Source organism: Kribbella sp. NPDC051137, assembly GCF_040682535.1.
In the GTDB taxonomy this organism is placed as follows: Bacteria; Actinomycetota; Actinomycetes; order Propionibacteriales; family Kribbellaceae; genus Kribbella; species Kribbella karoonensis.
In genome coordinates this window covers 731,742-756,541 of the sequence record NZ_JBFBBI010000001.1, presented here as the reverse complement: position 1 = coordinate 756,541, position 24,800 = coordinate 731,742, and the positions used below count along the sequence as shown (strand labels likewise).

The window sequence follows — 24,800 nt, the reverse complement described above, 5'->3', positions numbered from 1 at the left end:
AGACTAGGCGGGCCGCGGCGGATGCCGGAGCACGCCCAGGAGGAACCGCGGGATGCCCAGCACGTACCGCTTCCAGAGCCGCCGCGGTTCCTTGTACAGCCGGTAGCTCCACTCCAGCCCGGCGCGCTGCATCCAGCGCGGTGCGCGCTCCAGCCGCCCGGTGTGGAAGTCGAACGCCGCACCGACGCCGATCAGGATCGTCGCGTTCAGCCGGTCTCGGTGGTCGGCCATCCAGCGTTCCTGCTTCGGCGCGCCGAGCCCGACCCAGACGATGTCCGGCCGTGCCTCGTTCATCCGGGCCACCGTCTCCGCGTCCTCGGCGTCGGTCAGCGCACGGTACGGCGGGCACTCGACGCCGACCACCTTCAACGCCGGGTGACGGTCCTGGAACCGCTCGCTCAGTTCCTGCGCGACGCCGACCGCGCCGCCGTAGAAGTACTGCGTCCAGCCGCGTTCGGCCGCCTCCGCGAGCACCCGCTCGAGCAGGTCCGGCCCGGCGACCCGGTCCATCTCCGCGAAGCCTGCCTTCTTCCCCGCCCACACCAACGGCATGCCGTCCGGGACGGTCAGGCCGGACGTGTTGTAGACCTCGGTCAGCCGGGCGTCGGCCCGCGCGTGCAGCAACGCATTCATGTCCGACACGCACACCAGCTGTCGCTCGCCGTCGTCGATCCAGCGCGCGAAGGTCTCCACCGTCCGGTCCAGGTTCGTCACGCTGACGTGGATGCCGAGGACATCTACCCTGCTCATGCGTGCTCCCCCGTCAGCTCGGCGAGGTCGGCGTCGACCATGATGCGGACCAGTTCCGGGACGTGCACCTGGGCCTTCCAGCCGAGTTCGCTGGTCGCCTTCGACGCGTCGCCGATCAGCGAGTCCACCTCGGTCGGGCGCTCGTACCGCCGGTCGTGGTCGACGTACTTCTCCCAGTCCAGCCCGACGTGCTCGAACGCCAGCGCCACGAAGTCGCGCACGGAGTACGACGTACCGGTCGCGATCACGTAGTCCGCCGGGGTGTTGTGCTGCAGCATCCGCCACATGCCCTCGACGTACTCCGGGGCGTACCCCCAGTCGCGGGACGCCTGCAGGTTGCCGAGGTACAGCCGGTCCTGCCTGCCGCACTTGATCGCCGCGACCGCACGGGAGATCTTCCGGGTCACGAACGTCTCACCGCGGCGCGGTGACTCGTGGTTGAACAGGATCCCGTTCACCGCGAACATGTCGTACGCCTCGCGGTAGTTGCGGGTCATCCAGTAGCTGTAGAGCTTCGCGGCGCCGTACGGCGAGCGCGGGTAGAACGGGGTGTCCTCGTTCTGCGGCGGGGGCGTCGCGCCGAACATCTCCGACGACGAGGCCTGGTAGAACCGGCAGTCGAGCCCGATCATCCGGATCGCCTCGAGCAGCCGCGTCGTACCCATCCCGGTCGTGTCGCCGGTGTACTCCGGCTCGTCGAAGCTCACCCGGACGTGGCTCTGCGCGGCCAGGTGGTACACCTCGGCGGGCTGGATCGCCGCGAGCAACGTGACCAGCCGCGAGCCGTCGGTGAGGTCGCCGTAGTGCAGGAACAGCCGCTTGTCCTCGGCGTGCGGGTCCTCGTACAGATGGTCGATCCGCTTGGTGTTGAAGGTGCTCGCGCGGCGGATCAGGCCGTGCACTTCGTAGCCCTTGGACAGCAGCAGCTCGGCCAGGTACGAACCGTCCTGGCCGGTGATACCGGTGATGAAGGCCTTTTTCATGATTGGTTCTCCACGTACCAGCGGTAGGTGGCGGCCACACCGTCTTCCAGCGAAATCGAGGGTTTCCAGCCCAGCGCGAGCAGCCGGCTCACGTCGAGCAGTTTGCGCGGGGTGCCGTCCGGCTTGGACAGGTCGTTGCTCAGGGCACCGGTGTAACCGACGGTCCGCGCGACCAGCTCGGCCAGCTCGCGGATCGTCACGTCGGTGCCGACACCGACGTTGATCGGCTCCGGCTCGTCGTAGTGCTCCAGCAGGTGCAGACATGCGTCCGCCAGGTCGTCGACGTGCAGGAACTCGCGCCGCGGCGTACCACTCCCCCACAGCACGACTTCTTCGGCAGCGCTCGTCTTCGCCTCGTGGAAGCGGCGGATCAACGCCGGCAGGACGTGCGAGCTGGCCGGGTCGAAGTTGTCATGAGGCCCGTACAGGTTCGTCGGCATCGCGGAGATCCAGCGCAGGCCGTACTGCCGGCGTACTGCCTGCACCTGCATGATGCCGGCGATCTTCGCGATCGCGTACGCGTCGTTGGTCGGCTCCAGCTCGCCGGTCAGCAGGCTCGACTCCTGGATCGGCTGCTCGGCGTACTTCGGGTAGATGCACGACGAGCCGAGGAACAGCAGCCGCGGCGTCCGGACCTCGAGGCAGGCGTCCATCAGGTTCACCTGGATCCGCAGGTTGTCGCTGAGGAACTCGGTCGGGTGGTCCCGGTTCGCCAGGATCCCGCCGACCCGCGCCGCGGCGTCCACCACCACCGCGGGCCGGTGCTCACGCAGGAACGCGAACGTCGCGGCCCGGTCCCGCAGGTCCAGCTCGGCCGACGACGCGCCGATCAGGTTCGTGTACCCGGCGGCGTCCAGCCGCCGCCAGATCGCCGAACCGACCAGACCACGGTGGCCGGCCACGTACACGGGTGCATGTAGATCCATCAATAGGCTCCTGCGCCGTAGATCACCGCGCGGACGGTCTTCCAGAGAATCAGCAGGTCGAGCGTCATCGACCAGTTGTCGACGTACCGCAGGTCGAGGCGGACCGACTCGTCCCAGGACAGGTCGCTGCGGCCGCTGACCTGCCACAGGCCGGTCATCCCGGGCTTCACCAGCATCCGCCGCGAGTCGTCGGCGGCGTACAGCGCGACCTCCTCGGCCAGCGGCGGGCGCGGGCCGACCAGCGACATGTCGCCGCGCAGCACGTTGAACAGCTGCGGCAGCTCGTCCAGCGAGAACCGGCGGATCCAGCGGCCGAGCGGGGTCATCCGCGGGTCGTTGCGCATCTTGAAGATCACGCCGTTCCCGTCGCTCAACGCGTACAGGTCGGAGAGCCGCTGCTCGGCGTCGACGTACATGCTGCGGAACTTCAGCATCGTGAACTCGACGCCCGCGCGGCCGACCCGCTGCTGCCGGAACAGCATCGGACCGGAGCTGGTCAGCTTGACCGCGAGCGCCAGCCCGATCAGCAGCGGGGACAGCAGCAGGATGATGCCGAGGGCAACCACACGGTCGAAGACCGCCTTCATCAGGTGCGGGCCGCCGCTGACCGACGGGCGCTCCAGGTGCAGCAGCGACAGGCCGGCCACCGGGCGGACCGAGATCCGCGGGCCGGCCACCTCGATGATGCCCGGCGAGACGATCAGCTCGACGCCGCGCTGCTCGAGCGCCCAGGAGAGCCGGCGCAGCGACTGGCCGGCCAGCTCCGGGTCGGTCGCGATCGCGACCACCTCGACCGCGTACCGATCGGCGGCGGCGAGGATGTCCGGCTCGGTGAGCTCGTCGGGGTGCAGCGGGGTGTCGTCCGTCGCGGTGCTGCTGTCGCCGCGGGGGCGGCAGGTGGCGACGACCCGGAACCCGTCGGTCGGACGGCTCTCGAGGTGCTCGCACAAGGTCGCGGCCGGGCCACTGCGCCCGACCACGAGAACCCTGTGCATACAGCGACCTCGGACCCGGTGCCGGTGCAGGTCCTTCCGCAACGCGTACCGCAGCAGCAGCGCGGCGATCACCAGGACCGGGATCGCCAGCACCACGAAGCCGCGGGCGATCTCTGCCCTGGTCACGTACGACGTCATCGCCACCGCGGCGGTCAGCCCGACACCGGCCCGCAGCAGCGAACGGAACTCGTCCGGGCCGGCGCCGAAGAACCGCGGGTCGTACCCCTTCGACAAAGCGACGACCGCGACCCAGGCGATCGGCAGCAGGCTGCTCACGACCAGATAGCTGGAACCGACGTGGTATCCGAACCGGGTCAGCAACGCGATCGAGACACCGAGCATCGCCGCCAGCAGGTCGCCGCCGACCGCGGCCCAGCGGTACACCCCCACCCAGCGCGGCTCGGTCGACCGCGAGGACAGCGGAACGATCGCCGGCACCTCGTGCGGGACGACCCAGAGCGGGCGACGGCCATCCCTGCTGCCGACCGCGTCCGGCGCTTCTGCTCCGCTCACAGCGGCCCCTGTCCCCTCCCGCAACCGCTCCGTCACTATCAGTGTCCGATCCGGCGTGCAGTGTGTCCTTGTTAACCCGCGTGTCGTCGCCGGGTCACCGAAGATTACTACGCAGTCGGTCCGCCAGTGACGCATGGGCGCCGTTCCTGTGGACAACTTGGTCAAGTCCTTGCATCCACAGCAAAGAAGCAGTGCACGCCTGACGAATCAGTTGCACCCTAGACTGACTACTGGGGGTGGGGATGGCGTCAACTCGGACACTGCCGGCGCTCGGACAGGGGCTGCGCCGGCCACTTGCGGTGCTGGCCGCGGTCGGTGCGGTGCTGCTCGCCGTACCGGCTGTCGCGCTCGCCGGTGACACCGGCCCGAGCCGGCTCGACCGCTCGATCCAGCGGCTCGTCGACGGCTCACCGGCCGGTGTCTGGAACCTCGCCCACGCCCTCGACTGGCTGGGCGAACCTGTCGGCCGGGCCGTGCTGACGATCGCCCTCGCAGCGGTCTGCCTGCTCGCCGGCCGCCGGATGCTCGCGATCGCCGCAGTGGCCGCCATGGTCACCGCCACACTGCTGAGCACGCTGCTGAAGTACGTCGTCGACCGCCGGATCCACGACGGCTTCCTCTCCTACCCCAGCGGCCACGCCGCCGCCGCCACCGTCGCCGCCACGATCATCGGCCTGCTCCTGGCCGGCCTGCTGCGCACCGACGGCGTTCGCGGTACGGCGGTCGTCCTGGCCGTCAGCATCCTCGGCGGTGGTCTGATGGCCTGGACGCAGATCCTCCTCACCGCGCACTACCCCACCGACACGCTCGGTGGCTACGGGTGCGGAGTTCTCGTCACCGCAGTGGCCGTTCTGCTCATGCCTCGCCGCAGGTAACGACAGAAGGCCCACAGAAGACCCTGTATCAACGCCCGATGGAAATGCTCTTTTCGGAGGGGAAGAACTCGGGGTCAGCTGTGGTGCGACTGAGGAGGTATGTCGCGGTGCCGAATTCACACGCCGCGGAGATCGTGACGGATCTCTGCATCATCGGCGCGGGGCCTGCAGGGATCAGCGTCGCGCGGACGCTGGCCGGCACCGGGGCCCGGATCTGCATCCTGGAGAGCGGTGGTCCGAACATCGAGCGCCGCGTGCAGCGGCTGAGCAGGGGCGAAACCGACGGCTATCCGCTGCACCTACTACACCGATCGAGGGTACGCGCCTTCGGCGGCACGCTGCGGCATCCGAGAGTCCTGCACGGCGGGTGGCTCGCCCGTCCGCTGGACCCGATCGACTTCGAGTCCCGTCCCGGGCGCCCCGACTTCGGCTGGCCGTTCGACCGCGACCACCTTCTTCCGTACTACGTTCAGGCGCAGCGGGACTGCGGCCTGGCGCCGTACGACCTGGTCGACGGCGACCCGTTGTCCGACGGCCGACCGGCGCCGCCGGTGCAGGACGACGAGATCGTGCCCACACTGTTCCAGGTCTGCTCCGCCGACTTCCGGGACGAGCTGCAGGCGTTCGCTCGTACCGCCAACGTGCGGGTCGAGTTGCACACCCGGGTGGCCGACATCACCGCCGATCCGTCGGGCCGGCGCGTCGCATCGGTCACCGCCGTACGTGCCGACCGCAGCCGGGTCGTCGTCCGGCCACGGGTCGTCGTACTCGCGACAGGCGGGATCGAGAACGCCCGGCTGCTGCTGACCGCCGACGGCGGCAAGGGCATCGGCAACGAGCACGACCTGGTCGGGCGCTACTTCGCCGAACGGCTGTCGCTGCCGGTCGGCCAGGTCGTGCTGTCCGGCTCGCACACCGTCGACGACGCAGGATTCTTCCCCAGCCTGCACGACGCGACGGGCGCGGTCCGGATCGCCGAAAGCGTCCAGCGGGACAAGGATCTGCTGAACTGCACCTTCTCGTTGGTCCCGAGGCCGGCAGCGGTCTCGACGCCGGCAGTCCGATCGCTGACCACGCTGCGCAAGGCCGTCGGCAGGCGGCCCCGGATCGACGGGTTCGGTACCCACGTGCGCAACGTCGTGACGGGACTTCCGGATGTCGCCGAGCTGGCACTGGGCAAGGTGATGGCGCGGCCCCGGACGCTGATGCTCCGCGCCATGGGTGAGCAGGCACCGAACAGCCTGTCGCGGGTGTCGCTCGGCTCCCGGCGGGACGACCTCGGGATCCCGGTCGCCCGGGTGACCTGGCGGCGGTCGACCGACGACGTCGAGTCCCTCCGGTCGTCGGTCGACATCCTGGCCGCGGCCTTCCGGGCCGACGGGTTCGGGTACGTCGAGACACTGTTCGACGACGTCCCCGCGACCCTTGTCGAAGGCAACCATCACCACATGGGGACCACCCGGATGAACGTCGATCCGCGCAAGGGTGTCCTGGATGCCGACTCGCGGGTGCACTCCGTGGAGAACCTCTACGTCGCCGGAGCGTCGGTCTTCCCGACGTACGGCGCCTCCAACCCGACGTTCACGATCATCGCGCTCGCGCTCCGCCTCGCCGACCACCTTCGCGGAGTCCTCGGTTCAGGCGGGTGATCCCTCGGGCACGTGCTGCCGTAGCGCACTCGTCAACTGCTGCCACCAGATCCCGGTGCCCAGGATCGCGGCGAGTGCGGAGCCCCAGACGGCACCCTGGGCTCCCCAGGCGAGCGCTCCGGCGGCGCAGAACACGACGGCGAGCGGAGCGTTGGCGAGTTGGCAGCGCATGGTCCGGTCGGCTCTGCCCAAGGCGCGCAGACCGGCGGACGGACCGACCTGCAGGCAGCCGGCCAAGTTCCTGACCGTGATACCGAGCACGAGTACCTGAGCTTGCGGCCAGACGGTCCCGAGCAGCACGCTGCCGAGCCCGAACGGGAAGACGACAAGGACCACCAGACTCCAGCCGAACGACACGACGGCCAGCCCACCGCTCAGTCCGAGGCAGAACCGCCGCAGGTGCCGGTCGCTGCGGCGGACGGCGCGCGCCGCCTCCGGAACGGCGACCTGTGCGAGGCCCATCAACAGCGCGCTCACCGGGCCGACGAGCATCTCGCCGCCCCTGATCGCGCCGACCGCCGCCAGCCCGACGGTCGCGGCCACCACGACGGCGCGGACCTGCCCGACCGATGCGAGTACGACGTTCTCGACCAGGAAACGCGGACCGAGATCGCGATGCCGGTGCAGCCAGCCGGTCGCGGCCCGCGGTCGGGGCACGATCCCGGCCTGAAACCCGCCGAACAGCGCGGCCAGCGTGGCTGATCCTCCGAACGCGAGCAGCGACCACGCGACCCCGTGGGCACCGGCGAGCCCGCCAAGGAGCAGCGTGCCCAGCAGCAGCACGGTCCAGACCGAGTCGTTGACGAACGCCTTGACCCCTTCGCCCGCGGCGAAGAACGCCTGACGCCAACTGTCCTGCAGCATGAGCCCTGGGAGCCCTGCCGCCAGGGCGACAAAGGCGGCCCCGACCTCGGAGCCCGGCATCGCGCTCCGCAGGACCGCCCCGATCGCGGCGCAGCCGACGCCACCGGCGAGCCCGACCAGGAGCGCGACGCCACCAGAGGCGGCAACTCCCTGGCGCCAGGTCTGTCTCGGAACGTCGCTGAACCGGACCATCAACGCGTCGGTGGACAGCGCGCGCGACACGTTGAGGATGATCCCGTAGGCGACGAACGCGACACCGAGCGCGCCCAGGCTCGCGGCACCCAGCGTCCTCGCGACATAGACGCCGAGCAGGAAGTTCTCCAGGCTGGACACCGCCTGGTCGGCGACTCCCCAGCTCAGCCGCCGCAGGATCTGGCGACGGAGTCTCGACGGCACAGCTTCCCCGCGGCCGGGTCAGGCGTACTTGCGGAAGACGGGCTGCACCGGCCGTCCGGGCAGGAACGCCGTCACGTCCTGCGAGTCGAGCGCCTGGCGGTAGACCGTGCAAGCCTGTGCGACGACCTCGACAGTACGGTCGATGTCGGCATCGGTGAGCGCACTGCTGACCACGAAGGACGGGCCGATCACGCCGCCGAGGATGAGCTCGCGGAGGAAAAGCGTGCGGTACGGCTGGGACGGCAGCAGTTGCTCGTCGAGCGTGGCGAACACCAGGTTGCTCGGCCGGCCGCGGACCACCACGTGGTCCTGGACGCCCGCTGCCGCTGCCACCTCGCGTACTCCCCTGGCCAGTCGTTCGCCGCGCTCGTGCAGCCGGGCCGAGATGCCTTCCTCCGCGTAGACGTCCATCACGGCCATGGCCGCCGCCAGCGCATGCGTCTCGGCGCCGTGCGTCGTGGAGAGCAGGAACACCCGCTCCCGCTCGTCCCGCAGGCCGCCGCGTTCCATGTACTCGCGTTTGCCGGCCAGCGCGGACACAGCGAAGCCGTTGCCGAGCGCCTTGCCGAAGGTGGAGAGGTCGGGTGTCACGCCGTACAGACCCTGGGCACCCGCCGCGGAGAAGCGGAAACCGGTGATCATCTCGTCGAAGATCAGCAGTGCGCCGTGCCGGTGCGCGAGGTCGCGGAGGCCTTCGAGGTACCCGGCCGGCGGGTCGTGCTGGGTCGCGGCCTCCAGGATCAGGCAGGCGATCCGGCCGTCGTGCTGCCGGAACAGTTCCTCGGTCGCGGCCAGGTCGCCGTACGGGAAGCCGACCGTCAGGTCGCCGAACTCGGCGGGGATGCCGGCCGACATCGGGGTCCTGGCGATGAACCAGTCGTCGATCGAGAAGAACGCGTGGTCCGAGCAGAGCGCGACGAGCGGGCGGCCGGTGACCGCGCGGGCCAGCTTGACCGCGGCCGTGGTGGCGTCCGAGCCGTTCTTGGCGAACTTCACCATCTCGGCGGTCGGCACCGAGGCCAGGAAGCGTTCGGCTGCCTCGAGTTCGACGATGCTCGGCCGGACGAAGTTGCTCCCGCGCTCGAGCTCCCGGCGTACCGCCTCCAGCACCTTCGGGTGCCGGTGGCCGAGGCTGACGGCGCGCAGACCGGCGCCGTACTCGATGTACTCGTTGCCGTCGACGTCCCAGACGTGCGCGCCCAGCCCGTGGTCGATGACCGGCGCCAGGTCCTCGGGGTACTGGTCCTCGCCCTTGGCGTAGGTGTGAGCCCCACCGGGGATCAGGTCGTGCAGTCGCTTGTTCGCGGCAACGGACTTCTCGAAGGACTTCTTCGGCACTGTCATGTGAGCCTCGCAGTAGCCAGGACGAGTGAGAGGGCGGCCTGGTCGCGCTCGGACACGAGCGTGACCGGGAGCGGCCAGGGGATGTCCAGTTCCGGGTCGTCGAACCGGATCGCCACGTCCTCGGAAGGGTCGTGCGCCCGGTCGATGCGGTAGGACACGTCCGCGGGCTCGGTGAGCGCCTGGAAGCCGTGCGCGCACCCGGCAGGCACGTACACGGTCACCTGGTTGTCGCCGGTCAGGTCGAACGTCTCCCGGTTCCGGTACGTCGGTGAGCCCGGACGCAGGTCGACGACCACGTCCAACACCGCGCCGTACGAGCAGCGCACCAGCTTGGCTTCGCCCCGGCCGGAGCGGACGTGCATACCGCGGACGACGCCGCGCCTCGAGCGGGAGATGCTGTCCTGCACGAAGGCGTCCGGGTCGAGACCGGCCGACTTCACCACGTCCCGGTCGAACGTGCGCGAGAAGAACCCGCGCTCGTCGCGGTACGGCGCCGGCCGGAACAGCAGCGCTCCGGCGATCGCCGGCACCTCGATGACTTCCATCCCTAGGCCCCCTGTTCCGTGACGACAACGCTGCGGGTCGTGCCGAAGAGGGCCGCGGACAGGACGTCGTACTGCCGCTCGAGGTCCGCGACGTACTCGGCGTTCCGCTCCCGCATGACGGAGACGATCGACGGCGCCCGCAACTCCAGCGCGCGAACCTGCTCCATCAGCAGGTCGACGTCGAGCCCCCGGATCGGCTGCCTGAACTCGGCGAGGCGCATCTGCTCCAGCAGGATGTCGCCTTTGGTCCCGTAGCTGATCGAGACCGTCGGCTTCGACAACTTCAACGCCGACAGGACGTTGTGGTACCTCGAGGCGACGACCAGGTCGACCTCGGCCAGCTGCGTCATGAGTTCGCCCAGCGTCTCGGCCGGCTCACTCAGCACGCGCTTCTCGACGAGGTCCGGCCGGGTCCGGCGCAGATCGGCGTACACGGCCTCGACCACTACGAGGTCCGACGGATCACCGGTGATCAGGCGGATCCGGTAGCCCTGGTCCACGAGCCGGCGAGCGAAGTCGACGATCTTCGCGGTGTACTCGTCGAGGATCTGTTCCGCCCGGTGCCGGTCAGAGTTCGTTCCGCGGTAGGCCATCACGCCGAGGCCGACAACGCGCTCGGCTCGCTCGACCCTCCCGGCGGCCGCGGGTTCCGGCAGCCCGAACGCGAGATCCGGGTACACCTCGTCCGCACTGGTGTCGAGGCCCATCTGGCGCATCGCGTCCCGCGAGTACCCGTCGCGGAACGAGCGGTACGACGCGAGCCGGGCGGCGCCGGCGTACAGCCGTCGCAGCGAGCGTTCGCGGGCGACGTTCGCGCCGACGCTGACGAAGGCGGTCTTCGCACCGGCGAGCCGGGCCGACGCCGACATCAGGAACAGCGCGTACGGCCAGCCCCACGGGCGGACCTCGAGCGTGGTCTCGAACACGCCCATCCCCGGCACGATCACGATGTCGTAGTCGCGCATCAGTCGTGGCATCCGCACCAGGTCGGCGGCCTTGCCGAAGACCTTCCGCGCGACCGACCCGAGCCTGGAACCACCCGGGCCGTGCGCCTGGTACCACGTGATCGCCACCGCCGGGATGCCGTACTGACGCTCGAACTCCTCCGGGTCCGAGCACACACAGCTGAGCTCCGCCTCCGGGTGGTGCGTCCGGACGAACGCCAGCATCGCGTCCAGCGAGCCGTGGTTGCCGAGGTTGCCCGACCCCAGCAGCCCGAAGAACGCCACCCTCGGTGCTCGCGGTGCGTCGTTCATGGTCAGGACGCCTTCCCGCGGACCACTGCCGAGCTCTCCGGGATCCGGGCCGGCGGCGACGCCGGCTTGCTGTCCTCGATCCGGCCGGTCGACCGGCCGGCCGCACGGCTCGCCAGCCAGCGCGTCAGGTGCCCGTAGCACTCACGCCGGTCCGCGGTCGACAACGGTGCCCGGCGGATGCCGCCGACGAAGCCGTTCACGTACTCGGCCAGCAACCGGACGGTGGGGTTGCGCAGGCGGCTCGCCCGCCGGGGCTCCATGTTCGCCGACCGGGAGCGGATCGTCGGCTTCGCCCGCTCGGCGCGGTCGGGGTGGTCGCGCCGGAAGAACAGCAACTCCGGTACCTGGTGGAAGCGGCCGTACAACGTCAGCTCGGCCATGATCGTCCGGTCGGAGTGGTGGTAGCTGCCGTTCAGCGGCGTACGGCGGAGGATGTCGGAGCGCATCACGCCGTAGAAGTCGTCACCGCCCACGTCGAACAGCAGGCTGCGGAACCGTTCCGGCGCGTGCGGATCGGCGGTGTCGAGCGGATAGTCGACCTCGAGCACGATATCGCCGGCGCCGTCGATGATCGCCTGGTACGCGTGCGCCAGGACGAGGTACGGGTCGTCGTCCAGCGCCTCGACGCAGCGCTTCAGCAGGTCCCGGCCGTACAGGTCGTCGTACGACGCCCACTTGAACAGCTCGGTGTCCGACTGCTCGAAGCACCAGTTGTGGTTCGGAGTCGCGCCGATGTTCACCGGCTGGCGGAAGTACGTGATCCGCGGGTCCTTGGCCTGGTACTCCCGGCAGATCTCCTCCGTGGCGTCGGTCGACGCGTTGTCGGAGATGATCATCCGATAGTCGCCGTAGCTCTGCCCCAGCAGCGCGTCCAGGGACTCGGCCAGGTACTTCTCGCCGTTGTAGACCGGAAGGCCGACGGTCAGCCGCGGTACCGCGTTCATGCGCTCCTCATTTCGGGCAGTTCCTCGACAACGGCCGGCTCGGGTCCGGCCGGCTCGGCTTCCAGCAGCCTGCGTTCACGGACCCCGGCCCGGAGTGTGAAACACCAGACGACGGCGCTCGACGACGTCGCGGCGGCGGCTCCCCAGGCCGAGCCCAGCGCGCCGCCGACAGCGCCACCGGTGACGCCGCCGACGAGGTAGAAGGCCGAGGCACACAGCTGCGCCTTCAGACTGCGCCGCGCGACACCGAGAGCGCGTAGCCCGGCGGCCGCGCCGGTGTTGAACCCGGCGGACGCCACCGCCAACGTTGCCGGCAGCACCAATGCGGACGACGTCAGCCAGACCTCGCCCAGCAATGCGTGTCCCCACTTGTCCGGAAGCGCGAACAGAAGCGTCAGACCCCACGCGAGCGCCGCGGCCGCCTGCGCGCCGCCGAGCGCGAAACAGAACAGCGGCAGCCTGCCGACGGACCGGCGAAGGACCCGCGCAGCTTCCGGCACCGCGACCAGCCCGACGCCGGACAGCACGATGAAGAACGGCCCCAGCAGCATCTCCGCGCCCCGGACCGTGCCGACGGCGGCGACTCCGGCGAAGGCACCGAGCCCGTACATCCGGAGCTGGTACGCACCGCTCTGTGTCAGGTTCTCGGTCAGGTACCGCAGGCCGAGATCGCGATGCTCCGTCAGCCAGTACCGCGCGCGCGACACCTTCGGCACGACGCCGGCCTGTACGCCGCTCACCAGCGCCGCCAGGATCCCGGCGCCGCCCCAGGCCAGCACGAACCCGGTGACACTCGGACTCCGCGCCGCCAGATACAGCGCGGGAACGAGACCGAGCGCCCAGGTGATGTCGCTGGTGAACGCCTTGCTGCCCTGACCGGAGGCGAAGAACGCGAACCGCCAGCTGTCCTGCAGCATGAGCCCGGGCAGCACGATGCCCAAGGCAACGAACGCGCTGCCGGTCCGGCCGCCGAGGGCCGCACCGAAGCCCGCGCAGATCGCACCGGTCGCGATGCCGACGACGATCGCGGTACCCGACGAACCGGCCACCGCGGTGCGCCACAACCGGCGTTCGACGCCGCTGAACCGCACCGCCAACGGGTCGGTCGCGAGACCGCGCGAGATGTTGACCGCCACGCCGTACGTCACCCAGGCCAGGCTGAACGCCCCGAACTCGAGCGCGCCGAGCGACCGGGCCACGACGATGCCGACGACGAAGCTGACCAGGCTGGTCACCGCCTGGTCGGCCAGTCCCCAGGTGAGGCGGCGCAACACTCCGCGCATGGTCAGCGCCTCGTCCCGTGCGGTTCGGGCAGGCGGAGTTCCTGCAGCGGCCAGACGCCGATCCGGCTCGGGTCGACGTCACCTCCGTCCGGGAACGACTCGACCGGTTCGGGGAACTCGAAGGGCGGCCGGGTCAGGTTCAGCCGCCGCCAGTTCCGGCCGGTGAACTGGTTCCGGTTGCTCTCGACCTCGGAATAGGTGTTGGTCAGCAGCCAGTTCGCTCCGGTACTGCGGAAGTTGTCCAGGATCAGCGCCGCGTCCTGGAACGAGACGTGCACGAGGCAGTCCCGGCACAGGATCGCGTCGGCTTGCGGCAACTCGTCGCGGGTCAGGTCCGCGACCGCGAAGGTCCGGTTCCCCGCACCGTGCTGCCGCTCGTTCGCGGCGATCACCGACGGCACGATGTCGACTCCGTAGTACTCGTCCACCGGAAGCTCGATCTGGCTCATCCAGTTCAGGTCGCCGCACGGCGCGTCGAGCAGCGAGCGCGCCTCGAGGCGGGTCAGCACCTCCGGCAGGTTCTGCCGGATGTCGACGGTCGCGCGCAGCTCGGACCCGGTACCGGAACCCGACTCCGCACTGGCCCAGCCGGCGGTCTCGTAGACCTGGGAGAACAGCTTCTCTCGCGACGTGACGCGCCACCTCAGGCGGTGCATCGCCGGCAGCCGTGGCAGCGTGCCGCGCAGTGTCCGGAGCAGTCGTCGCATCGTCAGCATCCCCTCTCGTAGGGTTCTGGGAGCGGCACGAGGTACGTCGTACCCCAGCCGCCGGCGGACTCGAGCTGGGTGATGATCTCGTCGGCGATGTCCCAGGTCAGGACGAGCACGACGTCCGGCTTCGCGGCTCTGAGGTCGTCGATCGGGCGGATCGGGACCAGGCTGCTGCCAGGGATCCGGCGGCCGTGCTTGCCGGGGGCGAGGTCGACGGTGAACGGCAGCAGGTCGGTCGTCACCTTGCTCAGGTCGAGCAGCAGCGGGGCCTTCGACGGGGCGCCGTACCCGAGGACCGTCCGGCCCGCGGCCCGGTGCCGGGCCAGCTCCTCGTGTAGCGCACCGGCCGCATGCCACGCGGCGTCCTGCAGCGTGCCGAGCTGTACTTCGTCCGCGATGCCGGCCGCGTCCTCGTCCTCCAGCACCACGTCGACCGAGGCGTCCGGGTGGGCTTCCGCCGTGTGCCGGAGCATCACCAGCAGGCTGCCGCCGTACATGTCGACCTGCCGTACCGACTCGACCGCGAGACCGTGCGGCGCGGCGAGGTTCCGCAGTGCGCGCAGCGACATGTAGACCCAGTGGCCGTGCCGGATCGTGTCGAACTGGTTCCCGACGAACAACGGCAGCAGGTGGTGGAACTCCATCACCAGCAGCCCGCCCGGCGCCAGCCGCTCCGCCCGCAGCCTCAGCATCTCGCCGTACCGCGGCTCGTGCACGATCCCGTGGACGTCGACGACCAGATCCGCCCGCTCGTCGCTCTGGGCGAGCCGGCACCCCGCGGCGTACAGATGCTCGAGCCAGGAACCGCCGTGCGGACTCCCGAACTCGAACACCACCTTCAGGTCCGGGTAGTCACCGAGGATCTCCTTGACCGAAGCCTCCGCGTGCGCCCGGCTGGTCGCGGACTCCACCGCCAGCGGCTCCTCGGGCAGCTGCGGCCGGACCGGACCGAGCTGCACCAGCGTGCACTCGCGACACAACCACAGCGCGAGCGGCCACCGCGGATCCGGCCCGGGGGTATCGGCGGCCGGAAAGTAGTCGGCGCACGGCTGCGCCCCCAGATCCACCACCGGTACGACGTCCGCACCCGCGCACCCGCGGCACGTGAAGCCCACGACGTCCCCCTCGCTCACCATGTCAACGTCGCCTTCGCGGTCGTGAACGCCTCGGCGTACGGCGCCCGGCACTCCATGCCGCGCAACCGCGCCAGTCCGGCGAACACCTCTTCGTCGAACCAGTCGTGCGGGACCTGCGACGGGTACGCCTTGTGCAGCAGGGCGATCTTGTCCCGGAGCTGCTCCTCGGTGAGTTCGACGTACAGCCACGGCCGGCTGAAGTCGCCGTCCCACTTCGGGATCTCGTAGTGCAGCACCAGGTGGTTGCGCCAGACCGTCGGCGCCAGCTCGGCGATCAACCGGTGGTCCTGGTGCGCGTCGGTCCGGCTCGGCGCGAGCACGAGGTCCGGGCGGCGGCTGTTGCGGGCGGTTGCCTCCAGCAACTCCTTGGTCTGGTTCCAGTACGCCGGGAGCCTGCCGTCCCGGAGTTCCGCGGACGTCACGGTGACCTCGCAGTCGGGCAGGAACAGCTCCGCCGCGCGGCGCGCCTCCTCCAGGCGGACCGGCGTACCGGTCGCGATCACGAACTCGGCGGACAGCTCCGGCACCGACTCGGCGAGCTTGAGCAGCGTGCCGCCGCAGCCGATCTCGATGTCGTCCGGATGGGCGCCCACGGCAACCAGATGGATCGGCCCGTCGATCAGGCCGAGCTGGAACGGGAGCATCAGACCGCCGCCATCGGCGAGGTCTGGCGGCTCCACAACGCCCACGGCTTCTTGCCGGAGCGGTGCAGGTCCTCGAGCATGCTGCGCTCCTTGAGCGTGTCCATCGGCGCCCAGAACCCGTGGTGCGGGATCGCCTCCAGCTTGCTCATCGCGGCCAGCCGCGGGAACGCGTCGCCGACCAGGTCCTCGCCCTCGTGCAGGACGTCGAAGATCTCCTTCTTCAGCACGAAGTAGCCGCCGTTGATCCAGACGTTCAGATCGGTCGCCGAGCGCAGCCCGGTGACCCGGGAGTCGGTGCCGAACTCGACGACGTGGAACGAGTCCTGCGGCGGGACCGCGAGCAGGCTCGCGGTGATGTCGCTGGTCAGCACGTGGTCGACGATCTTGTCCATCGGCGCGTCGGTCAGCACGTCGCCGTAGTTGGCCAGGAACGCGTCGTCGTCCTCCAGGTACGGGCGCACCCGGCGCAGCCGCTCACCGATGCTGGTGTCGATCCCGGTGTCGACGAAGGTGATCTTCCATTCGCTGATATCGGACTCGAGCAGCTCGATCTGCTGGCCGCCCTTGGTCATCACGAAGTCGTTCGAGACGGTCTCCTCGTAGCGCAGGAAGTACTCCTTCACCGAGGCCCCGCCGAAGCCCAGCGGCAGGATGAACTCGGTGTGCCCGAAGTGCGCGTAGTACCGCATCACGTGCCACAGGACCGGCCGGTCGCCGATCGTCATCATCGGCTTCGGTGCGGAGTCCACGCCGCTGCGCATCCGCAGCCCGTGCCCCCCGCAGAAGATCACGACCTTCATGACGGTGTTCCCTTCCCCCCGGAACGGTTCAGATCACTTCAAGACGCGGAATGGGTACGACGAACCTCGCGCCCCACTCCCGTGCGTAGCCGAGCTGGTGGACGATCTCCGCGCGCAGGTTCCACGGCAGGATCACGATGTAGTCGGGACGCGTCTCGGCCAGGCGCTCCGGGGCGAAGATCGGGATGTGTGTGCCCGGCAGGTACATGCCGTGCTTGTGCGGGCTGCGGTCGACCGTGTACGGGAGCAGGTCCTCGCGGATGCCGCAGTGGTTGAGCAGCGTGTTGCCCTTGCCGGGAGCGCCGTACCCGGCGACGAACTTGCCGTCGCGCTGCGCCTGGATCAGGAACTCGAGCAGGTCGGACTTGATCTTGAACACCTCGGCGGCGAAACCCAGGTGGCCCTCGACCGTGTGCAGCCCGGCGTCCTGCTCGTCCTGCAGCACCTTGCCGACCAGCTCGGTCGGCTCGGTCTTCGCCGGCGTCGAGAAGACGCGGAGCGAGCCGCCGTGGCTCTGCAGCTCCTGGACGTCGACGACGGTGAGGCCGGCCCTGTTCAGTGCTTCGGCGGCCGTCTTCAGGGTCAGGTACTGGTAGTGCTCGTGGTAGATCGTGTCGTACTGCCGGTTCTCGATCAGCCGGAGCAGATGCGGGAACTCCAGCGACACCAGGCCGTCGTCCTTGACCAGCGCGCGCAGGCCCTTGGCGAAGTCGACGATGTCCGGCACGTGCGCGAACACGTTGTTGCCGACGACAAGGTCTGCCTTGCCGTGCCTGGCGGCCGCGTCCTTGCCGGTCGCCTCACCGAGGAAGTAGCTCTCGGTGCGGATGCCCTTCTCGTTGGCGATCTCGGCGATGTTGGCGGCCGGCTCGATGCCGAGCACCGGGATCTTGAGTTCGACCGCGTGCTGCAGCAGGTAGCCGTCGTTGCTGGCGGCCTCGACGATCAGGCTGTTCTCGTCCAGGTCGAGCCGTTCCTGCATGTCGACGACGAACCGGCGCGCGTGCTCGACCCAGCTGGTCGAGTACGACGAGAAGTACAGGTAGTCGCTGAACACGTCGTCGGCCGCGACGTACGCCGGGAGCTGCACGAGCAGGCAGTTGCCGCAGATCCGGACGTGCAGCGGATAGAACGTCTCGCCGCTGTCGAGCTGGTCGGCGCGAAGGTAGCTCTCACACGGCGGCGACATACCCAGGTCGACGAACGTCTGGGTGAGCGGTTCGCCGCAGAGCCGGCAGGCTGGATCGGTCATCGGCCCAGCTCCTTCGGTCCGGGGAACTGCTCGTCGGTGCTGCGGCGCAGTCGATTGTCGACAAGGCCCGCGTCGAGCAGTTGCTGGATGCGGCGCAGCCGGACGAACTGCGCGGAGTTGAAGTCGTCGAGCGTGAGGCCGTGCCGCCGATACGCGTCGTACAGCTCGTCGACCCCCTTGCGGACCGACCACTGCAACTCGAGCTCCGGGAACGTGTCGTCGAGCTTGCCGAAGTCGACCTTGTAGTTGCGCAGGTCCGGGCCGGCGCCGTCGGCGATCGACAGCGTGGATCCCGGGACCGACTCGCGGACCATCTCGGCGATGTCGCGGACCTGGACGACGTCCTCGGCCCGGCCGACGTTGAACGCCTCGTCGTGGATCGTCTCCCGCGGCGCCTCGAGGACGGCCTGGAACGCCCGGCTGATGTCCTCGATGTGCACGAGCGGCCGCCACGGGGTGCCGTCGCTCTCCAGCCGGACCTGTCCGGACGTCATCGCGATCGCCGTCAGATTGTTGACAACGATATCGAGCCGCAGCCGGGTCGACGCGCCGTACGCGGTCGCGTTCCGCAGGTACGTCGGGCTGAAGTTGTCGTCGGCCAGCTTCGACAGTTCCTGCTCGGCGAGCGCCTTCGTCTCGCCGTATGCCGTCACCGGGAACAGCTCGGCCTCCTCGGTCACCGCCTCCGACCCCGCCGCGCCGTACAGGCTGCACGACGACGCGAACAGGAACCGCTCGATGCCGGCGTCCTTCGCGGCCCGGGCGAGGTTGAGCGTCCCGTCGAGGTTGACCGAGTACGTGGCGGCCTTGTCGAGATTCCCGAGCGGATCGTTCGACAGCGCGGCCAGACACACGACGGCGTCGTACCCCTGCAGTTCGGCCGCCGTCACGTCCCGCAGATCCCGCGGCGCCCGCTCCCCGATCGCCTCCGGCCCGCCCAGCAGGTCGCACCCCTCGTACAACCCGGAGTCCAGGCCGCCGACCTCGAACCCCTGCCCCCGCAGGAACGGCACCATCACCGCCCCGATATAACCCCGATCCCCCGCAACCAGAACCCTCATCCCGCCATCCCCTCACCCCACAAGTTCCCGTCGCCCAATACAGATCACCGGGCGGCGCCCCTGATACAGGAACCTCGGAATTGGGCTTACGGAAGGAGGGAACTCCGCATCGCGGCAGCCAGCCAGCCGCGGAACCGCGCCTCCGGCCAGCCGCGGCCGAGCACGAGGTTCGCGTAGTGCGCCGGATCGTTGAACACGGCGAGGATGTCGACCGCGGACCCGAGATCGAGACCGTCGGTCAGCGAGCCCACGGTCAAGAGGTGTTCCAGCACCATGTGCGCGCCGGCACGACGGTTGTCGCGCAACGTCTGCCACAACTCCTCCGCCTCGGGCGAGTCGTCCGCCGCCCGGTGCACGGCCTCGAACAGCGGAGCCGCCCGCCCGGCGATCAGTACGCAGACACCGGCATACGCCTCGAGCACGTCAGCCGGGGCGGACGCCTGCCAGACCGGCTGGAACCAGGGTCGCTGCGCCACCGGCACGGGATCGTCGTCACCCGCGAGCGCCTGGTCCAGCGCCTGGCGCAACAGCGCGGCCTTCGAGCCGAACGCGGCGAACACGGTCGGCCGCGCGACCCCCGCTGCCTCGGCCACCTCGGCCAGCGAGGTCGCCGCGTAGCCCTTGGCCACGAACAGTTCGCCGGCCGCGGCGACGATCGCCTGACGGGTGCGCCGCGCGCTGTCGGCCCGGACCGCCGACCGGTACGGCCGGCGCTTGGCTTGCTTCTTGACAGGCTCGCTCATCGTGTCGTCATACTAGCGACATATTCAGTAGACGCGAGTATGACGAAATGAGGTTGCTGATGATCCGACCGTCGGTGTGCCGTGACGGCGAAGGTGAAGCGCTGTGGTTCCTGGGCAACCTCGTGACGCTCAAGGCGACCGGGAAGCAGACCGGGGGCAAGCTCACCGTCGCGGAGTTCGTCAACCCGCCCGGTTTCGCACCGCCCGTCCACCGGCACCTCGAGGAGGACGAATGCTTCTACGTACTCTCCGGCAGCGCCGAGTTCCGCTGCGACGGTGAGGTGTTCACGGCCGGGGCCGGCGACTTCGTCCTGCTGCCGGTCGGTCTGCCGCACACGTTCCTGGTCGGCGCCGACGAACCTCTCCGCGCTCTCCAGCTCACCACCCCGTCAGGCTTCGAGGACTTCGCCGCCGCGGTCGGCCGCCCCGCCCCCGAACGCCGCCTCCCCGACCCGACCCCGCTCGACCCGGCCGCGCTCGGCCACGCCGCCACCCGACACGCCATAGAAATCCTCGGCCCACCCCCGAACCTGTAGCCACCCGTCGGCAGACTTCTCGCGGAAGTTTTCACAGGGGTGTATCAGCGTGGTGGGGTGCGTGCTCTCATGGGCGCTGGGGCGTGGGGACGTCGGGATCTTGCCTGTGGGGGGCGTTATGAGAGTTGCCGTGTTCGGCTTGGGGTATGTGGGGTCGGTGACGGCGGCTTGTCTGGCTGCTGCCGGGCATGAGGTGTGGGGGGTGGATGTCGACACCGCCAAGGTCGAGCCGATCGTGCGGGGGCGTAGCCCGGTGGTCGAGCCGGGGCTGGACGAGCTCGTCGCGGCGGGGGTTGCGGCGGGGCGGTTGCGGGCGACCACGGATCCTCGGGAGGCGCTGGACGGTGCCGACGTCTCGTTGATCTGTGTCGGTACGCCGTCGACCGCGGCGGGCAGCACCGATCTCACGTACATCAAGCGCGCGGTGCGGGACATCGCCGAGGCGGCGCGGGACGTCGTACGGCCGGAGTCCGGGTTTCACAGCATCGTGGTGCGCAGCACGGTCCCGCCGGGAACGGTCGACGGGGTCGTCGCGCAGGTGCTGGCGGAGGTGCCGGCGCCGGACGGGCTGACGTTCGGTACGGCGATGTGCCCGGAGTTCCTGCGGGAGGGGTCGGGGCTGGCGGACTTCTACGCGCCGCCGTTCGTTGTCGTCGGCACCCGGAACCCGCGGGTCGGCAGCGCTCTGACCGACCTGTTCGCCTTTCTGAATGTCGACGTTCAGATTGTCGACGTTCGGACGGCCGAGGCGCTCAAGTACGCGTGCAACGCGTTCCATGCCACGAAGGTCTCGTTCGCGAACGAGATGGGCCGGATCTTCCGGCACTTCGCCGTGGACTCGCGCGAGGTGATGAAGATCTTCGTGCAGGACACCAGCCTGAACATCTCGCCGTACTACCTGAAGCCCGGCTTCGCGTTCGGCGGCTCGTGCCTGCCGAAGGACCTGCGCAGCGTGCTGCACCTCGCGCGGATGAACGACACCGAACTACCGTTGCTCTCCGGCGCGCTGGCCACCAACGAGCGCAGCGTCCGCGACATCGTCGACCGGGTGATCGCCGGCCCCGGCCGTGAGATCGCGCTGCTCGGGCTCAGCTTCAAGCACGCCACCGACGACCTCCGCGAGAGCCCGAACGTCGAAGTCGCCGAACGCCTGATCGGCAAGGGCTACAACCTGCGGATCTACGACGCGATCGTGAACCCGACCCGCCTGGTCGGCGCGAACCTGCGGCACGTCCAGTCGAAACTGCCGCACCTGCAACGGGTGCTGACCGACGACCCGCACGCCGCGCTGGCGGGCGCCGACCTGGCGATCGTCTCCGCGACCGACAGCGCCGCGGTCGGCGCGCTGCTCGACAACCCGCCGGCCCGGACCATCGACCTGAGCGGCCGGCTCGGCGCGGAGGTCGAGGCGCTGCCCGGATACGAAGGAGTCGGCTGGTGAGCGGTCCGCGGGTACTGATCATCATCCAGAACCTGTGGGTGCCGTTCGACCGCCGGGTCTGGCTGGAATGCCAGGCGCTGGTCGCGGCCGGGTACGACGTGACGGTGGTCTGCCCGAAAGGTCCGGGCGATCCGTCGTACGACGTGATCGACGGCGTGACCGTGCACAAGTACAAGGCGTATGCACCCGGCGGCAGCAAGATCGGCTTCGTCTGGGAGTACGCGTACTCGTTCCTGATGACGCTCCGGCTCGTGTTCCGGGCCCGCAAGGCCGGCACGTTCCGCGTGCTGCAGGCCTGCAATCCGCCGGACATCTTCTGGCCGATCGCGATGCTGCTCCGTCGCCTCGACGGCACCCGGTTCGTGTTCGACCACCACGACCTGTGCCCGGAACTGTTCCAGTCCCGGTTCGGCGGTACGGCGAGCCTTCCGTACAAGGGATTGCGCTTCCTGGAGCGGACGACGCACCGCCAGGCCGATCACGTGATCTCGACCAACGACTCGTACCGCCGGATCGCGATCACCCGCAGCGGCAAGGCGAACCACGACGTGACCGTGGTGCGCACCGGGCCGGACCCGGACAAGCTGCTCCGCGGCGCTGCGGACGAGTCGCTGCGCCGCGGGCACCGGTACCTGGTCACGTACATCGGCGTGATGGGTCCGCAGGACGGCGTCGACATCGTCGTCCGGGCCGCCGATCATATTGTCAACAATCTGCAGCGCACCGACATCGCGTTCACGCTGATGGGCGGCGGCGACGCGTTCGACGAGGTGGTCGCGCTGCGGGACGAGCTCGGGCTCGGCAGGTACGTCGAGTTCACCGGGCGGGTGCCGGACGAGACCGTGCGCGCGGTGATGTCGACCGCGGACCTCGGCCTCTCCCCCGACCCGAAGAATCCACTCAACGACGTGTCGACGATGAACAAGACCATGGAGTACATGGCGTTCGAACTCCCGGTCGTCGCCTTCGACCTGGTGGAGACCAAGGTGTCGGCCGCCGACGCCGCGGTGTACGTGGAGCCGAACGACGTGACGAAGTACGGCCAGGCGATCGTCGACCTGCTCGACGACGAGGTACGCCGGCGCCGGATGGCGAAGCTCGGCCGGGAACGCGTTGAACGGGTGCTGGCGTGGAAGCACCAGCAGAAGGCCTACCTCGAGGTGTACGACCAGCTGACCGGGCACGTCAGCCGTTTCGGGCCTGTCGCCGGCGTCAAGACGGGGTCCTGACGTGTGCGGGATCGCGGGCTGCTACCAGCAGCGCGACGGCTTCGCGCTCGCGGAGGTGATGAGCGACCGGATCGCGCACCGCGGCCCGGACGCGGACCAGGTGTACGCGTTCGACGAAGGCGACGTCCGGGCGTTCCTCGCGCATCGCAGACTGTCGATCATCGACCTCTCGGCGGCCGCGGACCAGCCGTTCAGCAAGCGCGGGCTGACGATCTGCTACAACGGCGAGCTCTACAACTACAAGGAACTCCGGGCCGAGCTGTCGAAGTCGGGCGTGCACTTCCGCACCCGGAGCGACACCGAAGTCGTGCTGGAAGCGTGGCGCCGCTGGGGTCCCGACGCGCTCCGGCGGTTCCGCGGCATGTTCGCGTTCGCGATGCTGGACGAGGACAGCGGCAGCCTGTACCTCGCCCGGGACCCGCTCGGCATCAAGCCGCTGTACTTCCTCCGCCGGCAGGGCGGCGTGATCTTCGCGTCCGAACTGAAGGCGCTCGTCGCCGCGGTGGGGCCCGAGCTCCGTACCGAACCCGGCGCGCTGATTGCGTCGATGCTCTACTACTGGCTGCCCGAGCAGCGCTGCGCGATCGACGGCGTCGACAAGCTGCCGCCCGGGTCCTGGGCGGAGTTCCGGCCGGACGGCAGCAGCCGGCACGAGACGTACTGGCGGGTCGCCGACGTCGCGGCCGAGGCCGCCGCCGGTCCGCCCGCCGACCTCCGCCAGGTCATCGAGGAGTCCGTCGCGGCGCACCTCGTCGCCGACGTCGGAGTGTCGACGTTCCTCAGCGGCGGCCTCGACTCGAGCCTCGTCACGGTTCTCGCGAAGCAGCTGGATCCGGGGATCGACTCGTACACGATCACGTTCCGCGCGCAGGACCAGAAGCTGGAGGCGATGCCGGACGACGCGATCTACGCGCGCAAGCTGGCCCGGCAGTTCGGTATCGACCTGCACGAGATCGAGATCGCCCCCGACGTCGTCGAACTGCTTCCGCGGATTGTCGACAATCTGGACGAACCGATCGGCGACCCGGCCGCGATCAACACGCTGCTGATGTGCGACACCGCACGGGACGCGGGCGTGAAGGTCCTGCTGTCCGGGATGGGCGCCGACGAGCTGTTCGGCGGCTACCGCAAGCACCTCGCCTGTGTGATGGGAGCGCAGTACCAACGACTCCCCGGCGTCCTGCGGAACGGCGTGGTCGGGCCCGCCGTACGGCGGCTCCCCGTCACGGTCAACGGGCGCGGTCTGCGCTACGCGCGCTGGGCGAAACGGTTCGAGACGTTCGCGAACCTCCCCGAGGAAGAGGCGTTCCGGCGCAGCTACACGATGTACGACGCGGACCAGCTCGCCGGGCTGATCAGCCCGGACCTCGAGCCGTACGTCGGGAAGCTGCTCGCCGAGCACAGCGACATCTACCACGACAACGCGCTCGACGACCACGTGAACCGGATGTGCCTGGCCGACTCGCGGATGTTCCTGCCCGGGTTGAACCTCACGTACACGGACCGCGCGAGCATGGCGGCGTCGACCGAGGTGCGGACGCCGTTCGTCGACCCGGTCGTGGCCCGGGCGGCGTTCTCGATCCCGGGCAGCGCGAAGATCCACCGCCGGGTCGGCAAGCTCGCGTTGAAGCGGGCCGCAGAGGAGTGGTTGCCGAAGGAGATCATCTACCGGCCGAAGGCGTCGTTCAGTGCGCCGCTGCGCGCCTGGGTGCGGAACGACCTGCGCGAACTCGTCGACGACGTACTGCTGCGCGGTGAACTCGTCGGGAGCGGGTTCCTGCGGCAGTCCGCCGTTCAGCAGATTGTCGACAACGAACGATCCGGCCGGGAGGACTACTCCAAGCAGATCTGGCAGCTGCTGACGCTCGAGACCTGGACCCGGCACATGCGCTCGCTGGGCGTGACCATCACCTCTGGATGAAGGA

At 69.6% G+C, this 24,800-nt stretch carries 23 protein-coding genes; 6 read left to right on the top strand and 17 right to left on the bottom strand.

The features are described 5' to 3' along the window. Window positions 1–3: 3 nt before the first annotated feature. Genes AB0M51_RS03630 through AB0M51_RS03615 form a run of 4 tightly spaced genes read right to left on the bottom strand, consistent with a single transcriptional unit; the run spans window position 4 to window position 4,167 of the window. A complete protein-coding gene (locus tag AB0M51_RS03630) occupies window positions 4–750 on the bottom strand; it encodes a WecB/TagA/CpsF family glycosyltransferase (protein WP_344201535.1) in 747 nt (248 codons plus the stop codon). After that, the gene (gene gmd, locus AB0M51_RS03625; RefSeq protein WP_344201537.1) at window positions 747–1,733 is read right to left on the bottom strand and encodes a GDP-mannose 4,6-dehydratase; all 987 of its coding nucleotides are present in this window, start codon (window positions 1,731–1,733) and stop codon (window positions 747–749) included. The genes AB0M51_RS03630 and gmd overlap by 4 nt, the downstream gene beginning before the upstream one ends. Then, window positions 1,730–2,659: a GDP-L-fucose synthase gene (locus tag AB0M51_RS03620; RefSeq protein WP_344201540.1), complete on the bottom strand. Its 930-nt coding sequence runs from the start codon at window positions 2,657–2,659 to the stop codon at window positions 1,730–1,732. Before AB0M51_RS03620 ends, gmd begins: the two co-directional genes overlap by 4 nt. Continuing rightward, window positions 2,659–4,167, bottom strand: a complete 1,509-nt coding sequence (locus AB0M51_RS03615) for a sugar transferase (protein WP_344201543.1) — start codon at window positions 4,165–4,167, stop codon at window positions 2,659–2,661. The genes AB0M51_RS03620 and AB0M51_RS03615 overlap by 1 nt, the downstream gene beginning before the upstream one ends. A gap of 242 nt (window positions 4,168–4,409) precedes the next feature. On the opposite strand from AB0M51_RS03615, the gene AB0M51_RS03610 reads away from it, so the two are divergent. Both AB0M51_RS03610 and AB0M51_RS03605 read left to right on the top strand, forming a co-directional pair. Further along, window positions 4,410–5,042, top strand: a complete 633-nt coding sequence (locus AB0M51_RS03610; protein ID WP_344201546.1) for a phosphatase PAP2 family protein — start codon at window positions 4,410–4,412, stop codon at window positions 5,040–5,042. A gap of 107 nt (window positions 5,043–5,149) precedes the next feature. Further along, on the top strand, window positions 5,150–6,691 hold the full coding sequence (locus tag AB0M51_RS03605; RefSeq protein ID WP_344201549.1) for a GMC family oxidoreductase: 1,542 nt from the start codon (window positions 5,150–5,152) through the stop codon (window positions 6,689–6,691). On the opposite strand, the gene AB0M51_RS03600 is transcribed toward AB0M51_RS03605, so the two are convergent. From AB0M51_RS03600 to AB0M51_RS03540, 13 genes are all read right to left on the bottom strand, one after another. Next, the gene (locus AB0M51_RS03600; RefSeq protein ID WP_344201552.1) at window positions 6,680–7,951 is read right to left on the bottom strand and encodes a hypothetical protein; all 1,272 of its coding nucleotides are present in this window, start codon (window positions 7,949–7,951) and stop codon (window positions 6,680–6,682) included. The genes AB0M51_RS03605 and AB0M51_RS03600 overlap by 12 nt on opposite strands. 18 nt (window positions 7,952–7,969) lie before the next feature. Next, window positions 7,970–9,295, bottom strand: a complete 1,326-nt coding sequence (locus tag AB0M51_RS03595; RefSeq protein ID WP_344201554.1) for a glutamate-1-semialdehyde 2,1-aminomutase — start codon at window positions 9,293–9,295, stop codon at window positions 7,970–7,972. After that, entirely contained in the window at window positions 9,292–9,840 is a 549-nt protein-coding gene (locus tag AB0M51_RS03590; RefSeq protein WP_344201557.1) for a dTDP-4-dehydrorhamnose 3,5-epimerase family protein, read from the bottom strand. The genes AB0M51_RS03595 and AB0M51_RS03590 overlap by 4 nt, the downstream gene beginning before the upstream one ends. Window positions 9,841–9,842: 2 nt before the next feature. Then, complete coding sequence (locus AB0M51_RS03585) at window positions 9,843–11,096, bottom strand: polysaccharide pyruvyl transferase family protein (RefSeq protein ID WP_344201559.1); 1,254 nt, start codon at window positions 11,094–11,096, stop codon at window positions 9,843–9,845. Window positions 11,097–11,098: 2 nt separating this feature from the next. Continuing rightward, window positions 11,099–12,040, bottom strand: a complete 942-nt coding sequence (locus AB0M51_RS03580) for a glycosyltransferase family 2 protein (RefSeq protein WP_344201562.1) — start codon at window positions 12,038–12,040, stop codon at window positions 11,099–11,101. Continuing rightward, window positions 12,037–13,323, bottom strand: coding sequence for a hypothetical protein (locus tag AB0M51_RS03575; RefSeq protein WP_344201564.1), 1,287 nt, complete (start codon window positions 13,321–13,323; stop codon window positions 12,037–12,039). The genes AB0M51_RS03580 and AB0M51_RS03575 overlap by 4 nt, the downstream gene beginning before the upstream one ends. A 2-nt stretch (window positions 13,324–13,325) precedes the next feature. After that, a complete protein-coding gene (locus AB0M51_RS03570) occupies window positions 13,326–14,030 on the bottom strand; it encodes a class I SAM-dependent methyltransferase (protein ID WP_344201566.1) in 705 nt (234 codons plus the stop codon). A gap of 2 nt (window positions 14,031–14,032) precedes the next feature. After that, the gene (locus AB0M51_RS03565) at window positions 14,033–15,169 is read right to left on the bottom strand and encodes a class I SAM-dependent methyltransferase (RefSeq protein ID WP_363747956.1); all 1,137 of its coding nucleotides are present in this window, start codon (window positions 15,167–15,169) and stop codon (window positions 14,033–14,035) included. After that, complete coding sequence (locus AB0M51_RS03560) at window positions 15,163–15,849, bottom strand: PIG-L family deacetylase (protein ID WP_344201571.1); 687 nt, start codon at window positions 15,847–15,849, stop codon at window positions 15,163–15,165. Before AB0M51_RS03560 ends, AB0M51_RS03565 begins: the two co-directional genes overlap by 7 nt. Further along, window positions 15,813–16,613: a glucose-1-phosphate cytidylyltransferase gene (locus AB0M51_RS03555; RefSeq protein WP_344201574.1), complete on the bottom strand. Its 801-nt coding sequence runs from the start codon at window positions 16,611–16,613 to the stop codon at window positions 15,813–15,815. The genes AB0M51_RS03560 and AB0M51_RS03555 overlap by 37 nt, the downstream gene beginning before the upstream one ends. 28 nt (window positions 16,614–16,641) lie before the next feature. After that, window positions 16,642–17,865, bottom strand: a complete 1,224-nt coding sequence (locus AB0M51_RS03550; RefSeq protein WP_344201576.1) for a class I SAM-dependent methyltransferase — start codon at window positions 17,863–17,865, stop codon at window positions 16,642–16,644. Then, window positions 17,862–18,926 carry an SDR family oxidoreductase gene (locus AB0M51_RS03545; RefSeq protein ID WP_344201579.1) on the bottom strand — a complete coding sequence of 355 codons (1,065 nt, stop codon included), beginning with the start codon at window positions 18,924–18,926 and terminating at the stop codon, window positions 17,862–17,864. Before AB0M51_RS03545 ends, AB0M51_RS03550 begins: the two co-directional genes overlap by 4 nt. Window positions 18,927–19,012: 86 nt before the next feature. Then, window positions 19,013–19,669 (bottom strand): TetR/AcrR family transcriptional regulator, encoded by a 657-nt coding sequence (locus tag AB0M51_RS03540; RefSeq protein WP_344201582.1) that lies wholly within the window; start codon window positions 19,667–19,669, stop codon window positions 19,013–19,015. 59 nt (window positions 19,670–19,728) lie between these two features. Here AB0M51_RS03540 and AB0M51_RS03535 point away from each other — a divergent pair, with 59 nt between their 5' ends. The 4 genes from AB0M51_RS03535 to asnB all read left to right on the top strand — a co-directional run bounded on the left by AB0M51_RS03535 (window position 19,729) and on the right by asnB (window position 24,796). Further along, window positions 19,729–20,205 carry a quercetin 2,3-dioxygenase gene (locus AB0M51_RS03535; RefSeq protein WP_363747952.1) on the top strand — a complete coding sequence of 159 codons (477 nt, stop codon included), beginning with the start codon at window positions 19,729–19,731 and terminating at the stop codon, window positions 20,203–20,205. 118 nt (window positions 20,206–20,323) lie between these two features. After that, entirely contained in the window at window positions 20,324–21,646 is a 1,323-nt protein-coding gene (locus AB0M51_RS03530) for a UDP-glucose/GDP-mannose dehydrogenase family protein (protein ID WP_344201588.1), read from the top strand. Further along, window positions 21,643–22,875, top strand: a complete 1,233-nt coding sequence (locus AB0M51_RS03525) for a glycosyltransferase family 4 protein (protein WP_344201591.1) — start codon at window positions 21,643–21,645, stop codon at window positions 22,873–22,875. The genes AB0M51_RS03530 and AB0M51_RS03525 overlap by 4 nt, the downstream gene beginning before the upstream one ends. Window position 22,876: 1 nt before the next feature. Next, the gene (gene asnB, locus AB0M51_RS03520) at window positions 22,877–24,796 is read left to right on the top strand and encodes an asparagine synthase (glutamine-hydrolyzing) (RefSeq protein WP_344201594.1); all 1,920 of its coding nucleotides are present in this window, start codon (window positions 22,877–22,879) and stop codon (window positions 24,794–24,796) included. Window positions 24,797–24,800 lie beyond the last annotated feature (4 nt).